General features: G+C 40.5%; 13 protein-coding genes and 2 pseudogenes. 7 read left to right on the forward strand and 8 right to left on the reverse strand.

Annotated features, from left to right (window positions below):
* Positions 1–10 precede the first annotated feature (10 nt).
* Positions 11–308 (forward strand): annotated as a pseudogene (locus tag IHE35_RS12405) (antibiotic biosynthesis monooxygenase).
* On the opposite strand, the pseudogene IHE35_RS12410 reads toward IHE35_RS12405, so the two are convergent.
* Positions 305–685 (reverse strand): annotated as a pseudogene (locus IHE35_RS12410) (TonB family protein); the annotation flags it as partial. The pseudogenes IHE35_RS12405 and IHE35_RS12410 overlap by 4 nt on opposite strands.
* A gap of 82 nt (positions 686–767) precedes the next feature.
* Between IHE35_RS12410 and IHE35_RS12415 the strand changes: the two are divergent.
* Complete coding sequence (locus IHE35_RS12415; RefSeq protein ID WP_242787879.1) at positions 768–1,058, forward strand: antibiotic biosynthesis monooxygenase; 291 nt, start codon at positions 768–770, stop codon at positions 1,056–1,058.
* On the opposite strand, the gene IHE35_RS12420 is transcribed toward IHE35_RS12415, so the two are convergent.
* Positions 1,055–1,918, reverse strand: coding sequence for a TonB family protein (locus IHE35_RS12420; protein WP_242790010.1), 864 nt, complete (start codon positions 1,916–1,918; stop codon positions 1,055–1,057). The two genes, IHE35_RS12415 and IHE35_RS12420, sit on opposite strands and share 4 nt — an antisense overlap.
* 267 nt (positions 1,919–2,185) lie before the next feature.
* Between IHE35_RS12420 and IHE35_RS12425 the strand changes: the two genes are divergently transcribed.
* The 3 genes from IHE35_RS12425 to IHE35_RS12435 all read left to right on the forward strand — a co-directional run bounded on the left by IHE35_RS12425 (position 2,186) and on the right by IHE35_RS12435 (position 4,401).
* Positions 2,186–2,875, forward strand: a complete 690-nt coding sequence (locus tag IHE35_RS12425; RefSeq protein WP_242787880.1) for a hypothetical protein — start codon at positions 2,186–2,188, stop codon at positions 2,873–2,875.
* 147 nt (positions 2,876–3,022) lie between these two features.
* Entirely contained in the window at positions 3,023–3,736 is a 714-nt protein-coding gene (locus IHE35_RS12430; RefSeq protein WP_242787881.1) for a DUF3108 domain-containing protein, read from the forward strand.
* Positions 3,737–3,825: 89 nt separating this feature from the next.
* On the forward strand, positions 3,826–4,401 hold the full coding sequence (locus IHE35_RS12435; RefSeq protein ID WP_099338232.1) for a xanthine phosphoribosyltransferase: 576 nt from the start codon (positions 3,826–3,828) through the stop codon (positions 4,399–4,401).
* A 207-nt stretch (positions 4,402–4,608) separates the two neighbouring features.
* On the opposite strand, the gene IHE35_RS12440 is transcribed toward IHE35_RS12435, so the two are convergent.
* From IHE35_RS12440 to IHE35_RS12450, 3 genes are all read right to left on the reverse strand, one after another.
* Positions 4,609–5,274, reverse strand: coding sequence for a hypothetical protein (locus tag IHE35_RS12440; protein ID WP_242787882.1), 666 nt, complete (start codon positions 5,272–5,274; stop codon positions 4,609–4,611).
* Between the two features lie 83 nt (positions 5,275–5,357).
* Complete coding sequence (locus IHE35_RS12445) at positions 5,358–6,560, reverse strand: CsgG/HfaB family protein (RefSeq protein ID WP_242787883.1); 1,203 nt, start codon at positions 6,558–6,560, stop codon at positions 5,358–5,360.
* Positions 6,554–6,937: a hypothetical protein gene (locus tag IHE35_RS12450; RefSeq protein WP_242787884.1), complete on the reverse strand. Its 384-nt coding sequence runs from the start codon at positions 6,935–6,937 to the stop codon at positions 6,554–6,556. The genes IHE35_RS12445 and IHE35_RS12450 overlap by 7 nt, the downstream gene beginning before the upstream one ends.
* Positions 6,938–7,782: 845 nt before the next feature.
* Here IHE35_RS12450 and IHE35_RS12455 point away from each other — a divergent pair.
* Positions 7,783–8,211, forward strand: coding sequence for a hypothetical protein (locus IHE35_RS12455; protein WP_242787885.1), 429 nt, complete (start codon positions 7,783–7,785; stop codon positions 8,209–8,211).
* Between the two features lie 25 nt (positions 8,212–8,236).
* Here IHE35_RS12455 and wrbA read toward each other — a convergent pair whose 3' ends face one another.
* Complete coding sequence (gene wrbA, locus IHE35_RS12460; RefSeq protein ID WP_242787886.1) at positions 8,237–8,833, reverse strand: NAD(P)H:quinone oxidoreductase; 597 nt, start codon at positions 8,831–8,833, stop codon at positions 8,237–8,239.
* 99 nt (positions 8,834–8,932) lie between these two features.
* Here wrbA and IHE35_RS12465 point away from each other — a divergent pair, with 99 nt between their 5' ends.
* Positions 8,933–10,216: a YihY family inner membrane protein gene (locus IHE35_RS12465; RefSeq protein WP_242787887.1), complete on the forward strand. Its 1,284-nt coding sequence runs from the start codon at positions 8,933–8,935 to the stop codon at positions 10,214–10,216.
* Positions 10,217–10,344: 128 nt separating this feature from the next.
* Here IHE35_RS12465 and IHE35_RS12470 read toward each other — a convergent pair whose 3' ends face one another.
* Entirely contained in the window at positions 10,345–11,271 is a 927-nt protein-coding gene (locus IHE35_RS12470; RefSeq protein ID WP_242787888.1) for a DMT family transporter, read from the reverse strand.
* A 285-nt stretch (positions 11,272–11,556) separates the two neighbouring features.
* Positions 11,557–12,198, reverse strand: a complete 642-nt coding sequence (locus IHE35_RS12475; RefSeq protein ID WP_242787890.1) for a fumarylacetoacetate hydrolase family protein — start codon at positions 12,196–12,198, stop codon at positions 11,557–11,559.
* Positions 12,199–12,206 lie beyond the last annotated feature (8 nt).

The following is a 12,206-nucleotide window of genomic DNA, read 5'->3' on the forward strand; positions in this document are numbered from 1 at the left end:
AGAAGTTACCATGCAATATGTCATTATTTTTAAAATTAAAATTAAGCAGTTAGACACAGATTACTTTACCACCACCCAACAGATGCGGGAAAAGCCTTGACCCAGTTTCACTTTCAGCATTTTGAAAGTTTAACTGAAGGAATCACTGAGATTGCACTTTCCTACTGGAGCAGCCTGCAGGATATTTATGCCTGGCATCAGAACGCTGAACACCAGGCCGCGCAACAATTCGGTAAAGATAACTGGTATCGCTATTTCAGCGTGGATGCTGCAAGGTACTACGTCATTATGAAACAGCGCCGGATTAACGCACTTCAAACTCTGCTTCGGCCGGGTCAAAACGCCAGGTTCGGATAATTCGTAATTCTGACATATCTTTCATTTTGGCATCGAACGCACCAAAGGGTGCTGCTTTGCGTAAAGAGGTTTTCGCGGCTTCATCCAGAATCTGATGCCCAGAAGACTCCAAGAGACGAATAGCACGAATCCCTCCATTCTGGTTAAGGATCACCATCAGACATACATCTCCAGCCAAACGCTGTATACGGGCGGATTCAGGATAAAAACGATTCCCATAAAATTCGACTTTTTGACGGATTTTTTCCAGATAAGCTGCGGATTCATCCTGCTTGGCCTGAATACCATCAACAGTTTTGATTTTCTGCTGACGACTAAAGTTTTTCTGGCTATAAAAAGTGAGCTTTGGCTCGCTTTTTATAGGCGTTTCATTTTATGATCAGATCAATAACAATTAATAAGTCAAGATCATGAAATACGTGGTTATTTTTAAAGCTAAAATTAAAAAACTTGATCCTCTTTATTTTACCACAGCACAACAGTTACGCCAAAAAGCCTTAACTCAATATGGTTGTGTGCAGTTTGAAGCCTTAACTGAAAGCCTGTCTGAAATTGCCCTGTCCTACTGGAATGATCTTTCAGACATACAGGCTTGGCATTTGGATGCTGAACATCATGTTGCACAGCAACTCGGGCACAGCACTTGGTATGAAAGTTTCAGTGTTGAAATCTGTAAGATATTACGTCACTACAACCACTAACGAACCTCAAACTCTGCTTCGGCCGGGTCAAAGCGCCAGGTTCGGATAATGCGTAATTCTGAAATATCTTTCATTTTGCTATCAAATGCACCAAAGGGTGCTGCTTTACGCAAAGAGGTTTTCGCAGCTTCATCCAGAATCTGATGCCCAGAAGACTCCAAGAGACGAATAGCACGAATCCCACCATTCTGATTAAGGATCACCATCAGACGTACATCTCCTGCCAGACGCTGGATACGGGCAGATTCAGGATAAAAACGATTCCCATAAAATTCGACTTTTTGACGGAATTTTTCCAGATAAGCTGCGGATTCATCCTGCTTGGCCTGAATACCATCAACAGTTTTGATTTTCTGCTGACGGCTAAAATTTTTCTGGCGCTGCGTATATTGAGCTTCCAGACTAGCGACCATAGCAGCCTTGGCTTGAAACTGGCTGTTGAGTTCTTCCTGACGTTTCTTACGCTGATGTTCTCCTGCCTGTTTCTGCCAGCTCATTGTCGTCATCAGGACTTTTTCTTCAAAGCTCAACTCTTGTTTTTGTTGCAACATATCCTGGCTGTTTTGATTCGCCTCTTCTTTCCCCGCTGTTTGATCCGGCATCGGCAATGGAGCATCACTGGACATACGATGTGCTTCACGGAACTGACCCGAACCTTGTTGATCTGTCTGAGCAAGAAAATCCGCATGCTCGATTTTGTCATTACTGATTCGCAGACTGACTGCGATTTCCTTGGTCGAAGTATCCTGTTCCGATGGCATTCCAAACTGCAGCATTAAAATCATGATATGTAATAATGCAGCAATAGCTACAGCACTGCTAAAAATCGGATCTTTCCACCATGATTTAACCAAGGGCATCAGGGTCATTCTAGTCACATTTTCAGGCTCAGCCAGGAGCCTTTATCCTTAAGATCTTACAAAGAAAGTTGTTTAATATATAAATATTGATATATCTTTCACTTTGAACAGGTAGTGAGACATATATCAAATCTTCTACGTTGTATAAACAAAACACTAAAAATGGTGCAATTTATTTTGCTAAACTGCAAGCACACGCTCTTGTATTTTTTATACTTTTCGACAAGATACATGCTATCAAAAATATAGTTGCCAGGATGCTTCCATATGCAAACCATCATTTCCAATATTTCCAGACGCATTCGCCAGATGTATCAGAAGGCGGAAGGGTTTATTGAAGATGAACGCGAGTTTTCCCTATCCCAAGTATTTTTGAATGCAACTTTTCAGCGTTTTGTGACTGATAACGTCAAAGTCTTAAAAGATTTACATGCGGATCTGCATGAAGACTGGTTACGCTTATACGCAACGCTTGATTATAATGGCATGATCATTACTCTTTCTGTTGACCTGAAACTGGTACAGATGGAACTCAACAAAGACCGTCAGCTGATTGTTTTTGAACAGATTAGTGATACCCAGCTAATTGATGCCAAATATCCAAATGTGTTCTATAAACTCGGTGTACGTTGTGCCCTATTCTTCTATCAGCGCATTTTGAATAAAGACCCTCTTGGTATGATTCTGGAAAAGCTGGGTGTCATTAAAGTTGTCGATGACCTGTTACATTTAGATCTTAACCGTTGGCTCGGTAAAAGCCGATCAGTGATAGATACCTTGTCTAAAGTGCATATCAATCATGCCGTATTACGTGAAGCAGAACTGGTCGTCATTGGGAATGTAAATCTAGCAGCCCTGTTCAGAAAGCTTTCTCAAGAGAAAGAAGAAAGCTGGGATGATGCAGATGAATTTAGTGAAAATCAGGTCACACCGATCAAGCAGAAACAAGATTCATAACATGTTTAAGTAGTGAAATGACAATGAAAAAACATGAATGATACACTTCTACGAATTCTGTCAGTTCATTCTCCCTTCACATTTTGAGCCGATAATAAAAGTTTGGCAGAAGTGACTGACTGCCCTTTCATACAGGAAAATTCACTTATGGCACAACACTTAATTAAAACTATTGGTATGACTGCAGGACTGACCACAGCACTGGTATTCACAGGCATGTCCAGTCAAGCGTTTGCCATGAGCCCATTTCAGGCAACTTATCAGTTTAGCTACAATGGCAAGAACATGGGATCAGCCACACGTACCTTAACCAAGTCAGGTAACAACTGGACTTATGTATTTGCAGCCAAGGCTGCCGCGATTGCTTCTGCGACAGAAACCAGTCACTTTACTTTTAACAATGGCAAGATTAGTTCTAGTAACTTTAGCCGTAGCAGCAAGGTATTGGTCCATAACAATACCATGAGTATCAGGTTCAATCCGTCCTCTAAAACTATTAGCACAAAAAAAGATGACAAGGCACGTTCCTTTGCCTGGAGAGATGGTGCACTAGATGAATTAAATGCCGAATTACAGATCCGTGAAGACCTAAAAGCTTCTGGTTTAAAAAGTAATTATTACATTGCAGATGCTAAAGAACTGGAAGCACGTAAATTTGTTAAACAGGGCACGGAAAATATCAAAACCAGTTACGGCACCTTTAGCACCATGAAAGTCGTAATGAGACATGATAAGCCAGGACGCGAAACTATCTTCTGGTTAGCTCCAAAACTTGATTATTTACCAGTCAAGGTAGCGCATGTCGACAAAAAAACTTCATATGGTTTGTTACTGACGGGCTATAAAGGTCCCACGCACTAAGTATTTTTAACGATTTTTGCTTGATTTTTTCCGAGTGCTTTTTAAAATACGCTTTTGCTTGAAAAAGCACCTGTTTTGAGGATTCTCCCGTGCACGCACTAGAACAGAAAATCTTAGCTGAAGGTATCGTTCTATCTGAAGAAGTTTTGAAAGTTGACTCTTTCTTAAATCACCAAATTGATCCTGTCATGATGCAGCAAATTGGTCAGGAATTTGCGCGTCTATTTAAAGATGCTGGTATTACTAAAATCATCACCATTGAAGCATCAGGGATCGCACCTGCTGTAATGGCCGGCCTTGAGCTGGGTGTTCCAGTGATCTTTGCACGCAAATATCAATCATTAACGCTGAAAGATGATCTGTATCGTTCTAAGGTATTCTCTTTCACCAAGCAAACTGAAAGTACCATTGCAATTTCTAAAAAGCACATCAACGCTGCTGATAAAGTACTGGTGATTGATGATTTCCTTGCAAATGGTCAAGCAGCACTTGGTCTGGCAGACCTGATTCACCAGGCAGAAGCATCTGTAGTCGGTATTGGCATCGTGATTGAAAAATCATTCCAGCCGGGCCGTGACATTCTGCTTGAAAAAGGTTATCGCGTAGAATCATTAGCTCGTGTGAAATCACTCGCAAATGGTACGGTTGAATTTGTTCGCGATTAAAATTGCAAACGGAATTTCAAAGAGCGCCTCGGCGCTCTTTTTTTTCTTGTCTGAACAATTATTTATTCAATTCTGAAACAAACGACCTCGCTATAGTTAGCTGAGATTCCGATGAAAAAATGACTATTTCCCTAAATTATTGGATAAAATAAAAGGTCTAACTATCTGCCAATAGTTAGACCTGTAAGAAAATTAAGCAAAGTTCTATTATTCTCCTACTGTCACAGTAATACTTCCAGTATTTACTGCACCGATCGCAGTAGTAGTAATACTGTTAGTCACGCTATTATCCACACCTGTTGCAATCGCACTTACAGAAGCATCAATTGCACCAGCATTATAAGCAATATTCGCTACACTATAATTGCTTAAAGTTTCATTGATTTCCTCACTGAAACTACTATCCATTGTTGTGCTCAAAGTGTCAGAGATATCTGCACTTTGTGCAAGATCTGATGTTGAGACATCATCCGAGAAACTATCATCTAGGGTATTCAATTCAGTGTATTCAGAGTCCAAAGTTTCATTTAATGTATCTGAAGTCACTCTACTCAAACTACCTTGCGCGATCTCAATACTACCTGTATTAGCTGCACCAATTGCTGTAGTTTCAATTGTATTTTCAACTGTATTAACGACCTCTTGAGTATCTGTGCCTAGATCAGCATAAGCCTCTGTATTAACACTTGCATTAATATCAGCACTATTAACAGCCAGATTCAGGGCAGATCCATTTTCGACCTGCTGGGAAATTGCATCCAGAGATGCCTGTAAACCGGTATCTACCTCTACATTTGTGTCTTGAGCATATGCCATACCTGCACCAGACAGGAAGGTGACGGATAAAGCGATTGTTTTGATCGTGTTTTTCATCTTTGTTTTTCCTTTTCTAGTTTTGAAGTACTCCTCGCTCAGTACTTCTTTTGATCATGGGAGCGAGCCCATTTGTGAAACTATTAATCCCGCAACGTGCTTGACCAATAGTTTTCAACAACCTCAGGATTGGCATCCCACAGCATGGATGTCTTCTCCTCATCTTTTTCTTTACTGTTTTTGTCCTGTGTCTCTTTTTCTTCTCGTGTTTTGTCTGAAGAAGCTGGAGACTGTTGTTTACTGATATATTTAATGAGATCCTGTTTACTCACTTCCGGTTCTGGATCAGGATTTTGAATGACTTCAGATTCTTTGTTTTTTGGTTCTTTGGTATCTTTACTCGGCGTATTGGTCGATTTGTTTTTCTCTTGAGATTGTTGAATATCGTCCGAGCTTAATTCCTGAACGGGGGTACTGGAATCTAGATTATTTTGTTGCTGACTTTTCTTATACTTATGCAAAGCAACCGAACTTCGGGTTAGGTTTAAACGACCAAATTCTGGTGGAATTTCTGCCCGGCACTTCTCAAATACTGGAGGTGGAACGACTTGACTCAGTAATTCAAAAGTGGCCAGATTCAACATCTGCCGTAAAGCAAAATTCGTCGCTTCACGCTCACCTTTTCCGATCTGAATATTTAGCAAGGTACGACCAGTAAATCTTCCTGCACTGATTCCATAATCTTGTGCAGCAATCTGTTTCTGTAATGAGACATTCGCGACGACTTTACTGCTGCGTGTATCAGTTAGGGAGAGATCTAAACCCACCATAATTCGGGTTTGACTGTAATTCGGTCCAACACCTGCAATCTGCATATCTAAACCGCCACCTGGAATAAAATCTAGGCTATTAATGCTGCCAGTCACATAATAATCAGAAGCTTGGATTTGTCTGGGATCGCGAATCCCCCATTTTGCTTCACTTTCAATGATACGAGGGTCACGCCGGTTCATTACACTGACCCCAGACTGAAACAAGGCGGATTGCACCATATCTCCTGCACCTTGGGTCACCATTTTTCCACTACCACCATTGGTTACGACATCTTTACCTGTCTGGTCTAAAATCGCACCTACAGAAAAGCTGATGTCATTACGTAATTGTCCCTTTAAGCAGGATAGCGCCATATCAAATGGGGTAAAAATATCGGTAATGGGAGGACCTTGGACTAGTTCCACTGGCTTTGAATTTGAAGATGCCAAGCCGGTACAGCCCGTCAAGGAGTGAGTAAAGATAAAAATGATACTGGCAGAAGATAAAGACCTTCCATACGGGAAATTCAACATAGTGTTTCTCCCGGCTGGTTACTCACATTTGGGCAGCGTGGTGAATTCTGATTGGAATTAGAACTGACTGGCGCTTCATTAAATAATTCACTGGAAATATCTACACTATTTTCTGAACCATCAATCGCAATATTGTGAGTTGGGGTATTTACAGTTCCGATTGAATTTGAAGAGGTGTTATATACTGTCGTTCTTGCTTTTCCAAAACTCTCATAATAATCAGACTCTCTGAGTTCGATCAGATTTGCCTGTGCCAGATTCTCGTTAGAACGTGCAGGTGATGCTTTCCAGCGCTGAGTCCACTCATCTGATGTCGCATGAGCGTTACTCAAAAGAAACAAACACAATAAACCCGCCTTGATTACCAATATTTTCATACCCTTAGTATCCTCTGATTTAGTATGTTTATTTGAGTTCTGCTTAATTAAGATTTAATTTATCTGACAAAAATTAAATCATATTAAAAATTAAAAATTACATTTTATTATTCTTCACATATTTTTTATTTCCACCAAAATTTAAATTATTGATTTTATTTAAAATAAATTATTTCCATCAATTCCATTAATTATAAAAAATGTTTTATAAATCTTATCAAAATATAAATTTATTTTTCAAAATAATATTTTAAAAATATTTATAAATATAGGGAAAATATTTTAATTAAGAAAATATTTATGGTGATTTTCACGATCAATTATTAATAATTTTTCATTTTATAAAAGCTTATATTTTAATCAATATTAACAAATCATGTTATTAAGAAATATAATTAACCAATTATAATAAAGGCTATTTTTTAAATGTAATTTTTTACCTTTTTAAAAAATATAAAAATAAAACTCACATATAGATACTTAATACATCCATTAAAGATGACTTAATTTCAATTTATGATGATCATGTTATTTAGTGTAAAAAGATGACAAGTAAATTATTTTATAAGGAATAGAAAAGATACTTGGAGAACATTATTTTTAGTATCTATAGATCACAAGGCAGCTAAAAATTTAAAGAATTTTCGAGATAGATTTAGACACTAAATAATTTACAGCACAAATACAAAGCCTTATCAAAGTCTCCTCTACAATCAAAATTGGCAGGAAATGTCCCTGACATCAAAACATAGGACAGACATACTGTAGCGCTGTCATATATTCACCTGATTAGGAAAAATGACAAATCATAAATAGGCTGAACATACAGCCCATAACAATCATTGATGGAATACCCTATGCAATGTCCTAAATGTGGCTCAACAGATATTGAACAACGTGATCATGAGCAAAATCTGAAAAAAATTGGCGGTCTACTCATGACATCCGCAGGTGCAACGGCAGGAACCGTAGGTGGCGCAGCTTCAGGTGCATCGATTGGTGCAGCGATCGGGACTGTGGCAGGCCCACTCGGTGTAATTGTCGGCGGAACAGTTGGAACTTTCGTTGGTGCAATTAGTGTCGGGATCACAGGTGGTGTGGTCGGTAACTTCCTGGGCAAAAAAGCTGGTGTAACCGTGGATCGCAACCTGTTTCTAGATTATCGTTGTCTGAAGTGCAAACATCGCTTTAATACTCAGACAACAGCTGCTCAGGCACTTGAAGTGAATAAAGAAGATGCTCAAGCATCAAATGATCAGGACAATAAAGACTAAAGCTTATTGTCCTAATTGAGAGGGATCAGACCTGATTTAACTTTAAAGTCACTTCTGCCAAGCGCTTACCTTGTGCTTCACACAGTGCCTTTTCATCCTGGCTCAGTGCCTGATCATGGCGTGCACCACTGACATGGCTGGCACCGTAGGGTGTACCACCCGTTTTAGTATTTGACAGGGCTGGAATAGCATTACTGAGTCCCATGATCATCATACCGTGATGGAACAACGGCGGAAGCATACTGAGCAATGTACTTTCCTGACCACCATGCATTGCACCAGAAGCTGTGAACACACATGCCGGTTTAGCATGCAATGCACCATTCAGCCACAGACTGGTGGTCTGGTCCCAGAAATATTTCATTTCAGCAGCCATATTGCCAAAACGTGTTGGCGAACCCACTGCCAAAGCAGAACAGTTCGCCAGTTCGTCTAGCGTACAGTAGATATCCCCTTCTGCTGGAATACTCGGCTCTGCTTCTTTCACCACCGTAGAAAGATTGGGTACCGTTCTGATCTTGACTACCATACCAGCAGACTCTACCCCATTGGCAATCAGATGTGCCATCTCGCGGACTGAACCATATTTGCTGTAATATAAAACAAGGACATAAGGTTGCATAATGTGAATGTTCAATACTTAAAAACAAAACTATACTGTATTTTTGGGTAAGCTAAACTAGAAAATTCATGATGTATAAAAAATTGAGACAACAAGCGCATGATCGTTGAATACTTAAAGAAATTACCTTTTTATGAAAAACACTGGTTTCAATTTATTCTATTTGTACTCAGGCGCTTCGAGGCCGACCGCTGCCGTGAACAGGCGGGTTCACTGACTTATACCACCCTGTTTGCCGTAGTACCGATGCTGACGGTTTTTCTGGTCATCATTTCTTCGATCAAGGCTCTGGAACCTGCACGTCAGCAACTTCAGGAAATGATCTATACCAATTTTCTGCCTAAGACCACTATTGCCTTTGATAAAGCCCTGAGTGCTTTTACTGACAAATCCAGCAATCTTACCATCATCGGGATCCTGTTTCTGTTTATTACTACCGTGATGATGCTGACCAGTATTGAAACAGTATTTAACCGGATCTGGCGTGTCACAGAAACACGTGGCGGGATTATCGGCTTTATGCGCTATTGGACCATTATTTCCCTCGGTCCGATTTTACTCGGTAGCGCTTTCGTGATTTCTTCGACCATGGCTTCCATGAATGTGCTGAGCAACAACTTTGCCGGCTACGAAGTGGATGGTGCTTTTATACTGTGGCTGATTTCATTTTCTTTGACGATACTCGGCTTCTTCATCCTGAACTGGACCATACCTAACCGTAATGTACCGATCAAATCCGCATTCGTGGGCGGTTTATTTAGTGCGGTGGTCTTTGAACTATTAAAGAACCTGTTTGGCTTTATCATGTCCAATTTCACCAGTTATGAAATTGTGTACGGTGCTTTTGCAGCGGTTCCAATTTTTCTACTCTGGATTTTTCTCTCCTGGAATATCGTCCTGCTTGGCGTAGAAATCAGTTATGCCATCACAGCATTTGAATCAGGTCAGGATCGTAAAAGCCATCCAATTCTGATGTTACTGGATTTGCTAGCCCTGTTTTACCGCAAGCAAAAAACCGGGGAAAGTATTAGCGAGTCACAGGCGCTTGAAGTCTTGGGACGTGATGAAATTGGTCGTTTGCCAAACTATATCGCCATGTTTGAAAAACAAAACCTGATTAAACGTACTGATGATAATGAATATGTCCTGGTACGTGATCTAGATCAGGTTAATTTCTGGGATTTCTACCTGAAACTTCCTTATGCCTTGCCACATACGCATCAAATTGAAAATGTTCAGATTGATGATTTATGGATGCAGCGACTACAGCCAAAATTAAGAGAGGCAGATCAGTATCTGGCAGAAAATCTAAGCATTCCTCTTTCAGAACTGTTTAAGCAGAAAGAAGCACAGAATGCATCCCAGGTTCATCCTAAGACTTAAATACTTCTAAAAAGAAATCCTCTCTTAGGAGAGGATTTCTTTTTAGAACGATATAACTAAGATTCTGAGCAAAGACAGGTATTCGCCAGGTTTTTCATATCGAATTAAAACTATTTATAATCAATGTTTTAAGATACAACTTTTATATTTTTCGGCTTCAACCATCCCTGTAAACTTACCAACACTACCCCCAGCATGACCATGATCGTACCGATAATAAAGTTCATCTCAACTTTTTCATCGAGTAGTAGAACTCCAAATATCATCCCAAACACGGGTGTTAGAAAAGAAAATACGCCCAGACGTGAAGCCAAATATTTTTTCAGCATCCAGAACCAGATCAGATAACTGGCAAAAGAAATCACCACTGTATGAAAAATCAGACTAGAAATAGAGAGCATTGTCCAATTCACAGTGGTCTGCCCTGTAATCCACGCTAGTGGTAATAGCAAGATGCCACCCATCAAGAGCTGATAGAACAAGGTTTGGGTTGCTGGTGCTTCAGCTAATCGTGTTAATCGAACACTTACCGTGGTTGCAGCCCAAAATATACCCGCTGTTAAAGCCAATAAATCACCCCAAAGCACGCTGGCTTGCGTAGCCTGACCAGTTTGACTACGAAATAAGAAACTCACCACGATCCCGCTAAACGCAACCAGAATACCGCCCCACTGTAAGGGAGATAAATGTTCCGAAGGAAGTTTCCAATGTAGCCCCAGCGCCACGAAAATTGGTGCGGTATACAGTAATACGATGGTATGTGAAGCAGAAGTATAACGAAGCGCTTCAGCGACCAGGTAGAACTCTAAAGCGAACAATACACCGACCAGCAAACCTGCCGGAAGATAGTTTCTGCTCCATAGCTGGCGCCTTATACCTGCTTGAATCAAAGGATAAACCATTAATGCAGATAAGGCCGAACGCAATGCAATCTGCATTAAAGCCGAAATATCTGGTGCCGCCAGCTTGAGTACCACCTGCTGTAGTCCCCACAACATACACAGGACAAACATGATCAATGAGGCTTGCGCATCAAGCGCTTTACGCTGCTCCACAAATACAACCTAATTCACATAAAGAGGTATACTATAAATCTGCCAAACTGAAAAGCGAGGCTTAAAATCAGAAAATTCAATATATTTTTCTATTCGCCATAATATAAAAATGCGAAGCGGAGAGCTTAGACTTGGCTTCTTACTCAGAGGTTCCATGTGGAACCTTTTATTTTTATTCAAGTTTCGATGAAAATCTGTTTCATAAAGCTTAGCCTGTGCAGACTTTCTCATAAGATTTCCAATAAAAAAGGAGCATTTTGCTCCTTTTAAATTTAATCAGAACGATTATTTCACAAAGGTGGTCCAGACATATTCCTGGTTTTTACCCTTTAAGGTCATTTTCAACTGTTCACCGGATTGCAATGCTGCTACACCCGCTGGTGTACCGGTCATCACCACATCTCCTTCTTCCAGAGTAAATACCTGGCTGATCTCTACCAGCAATGTTCCCACATCAAAGATGAGTAAAGCAGTGTCACCTTTCTGACGCAGTTCATCATTTACATGCAGGGTGTAGTGTACATCTTTCCAGTCATTCACTACGTCTTCAACTGCTATCCAGTCAGAGAGCAGGCAAGCACCATCATAAGCTTTGGCACGTTCCCATGGCTGGCCTTTTTTCTTCAGGTCATTTTGCAGATCACGCAAAGTCAGATCCAGGCCTAAAGTCAGCGCCCCCACTGCTTCTAAAGCTTTTACAGGATCAGTTTCATTTTTCAGAGTACGGTCAATACGCAAGCTCAGCTCACATTCATAATGACAGCTGCCCAGATCACGATTCCATTCAATTCCAGCATCCAGATCGCCTAATGCACTTGGTGGCTTGATAAACAGAACTGGGCGTTCCGGTATGGCATTACCCAGCTCTTTAGCATGATCTGCATAACTGCGGCCGACACAAACGATCTTGGATGGACGTGTACTCATGATTGACT

This window comes from Acinetobacter sp. ASP199 (assembly GCF_022700675.1).
In the GTDB taxonomy this organism is placed as follows: domain Bacteria; phylum Pseudomonadota; class Gammaproteobacteria; order Pseudomonadales; family Moraxellaceae; genus Acinetobacter.

What these genes read in the sequence shown, in the direction of transcription:
- wrbA (WP_242787886.1), bottom strand. Translation starts at nt 8,833, where the DNA reads ATGCAACCTTATGTCCTTGTTTTATATTACAGCAAATATGGTTCAGTC.
- IHE35_RS12430 (WP_242787881.1), top strand. Translation starts at nt 3,023, where the DNA reads ATGGCACAACACTTAATTAAAACTATTGGTATGACTGCAGGACTGACC.
- IHE35_RS12475 (WP_242787890.1), bottom strand. Translation starts at nt 12,198, where the DNA reads ATGAGTACACGTCCATCCAAGATCGTTTGTGTCGGCCGCAGTTATGCA.
- IHE35_RS12425 (WP_242787880.1), top strand. Translation starts at nt 2,186, where the DNA reads ATGCAAACCATCATTTCCAATATTTCCAGACGCATTCGCCAGATGTAT.
- IHE35_RS12420 (WP_242790010.1), bottom strand. Translation starts at nt 1,918, where the DNA reads ATGCCCTTGGTTAAATCATGGTGGAAAGATCCGATTTTTAGCAGTGCT.
- IHE35_RS12415 (WP_242787879.1), top strand. Translation starts at nt 768, where the DNA reads ATGAAATACGTGGTTATTTTTAAAGCTAAAATTAAAAAACTTGATCCT.
- IHE35_RS12450 (WP_242787884.1), bottom strand. Translation starts at nt 6,937, where the DNA reads ATGAAAATATTGGTAATCAAGGCGGGTTTATTGTGTTTGTTTCTTTTG.
- IHE35_RS12440 (WP_242787882.1), bottom strand. Translation starts at nt 5,274, where the DNA reads ATGAAAAACACGATCAAAACAATCGCTTTATCCGTCACCTTCCTGTCT.
- IHE35_RS12465 (WP_242787887.1), top strand. Translation starts at nt 8,933, where the DNA reads ATGATCGTTGAATACTTAAAGAAATTACCTTTTTATGAAAAACACTGG.
- IHE35_RS12455 (WP_242787885.1), top strand. Translation starts at nt 7,783, where the DNA reads ATGGAATACCCTATGCAATGTCCTAAATGTGGCTCAACAGATATTGAA.
- IHE35_RS12445 (WP_242787883.1), bottom strand. Translation starts at nt 6,560, where the DNA reads ATGTTGAATTTCCCGTATGGAAGGTCTTTATCTTCTGCCAGTATCATT.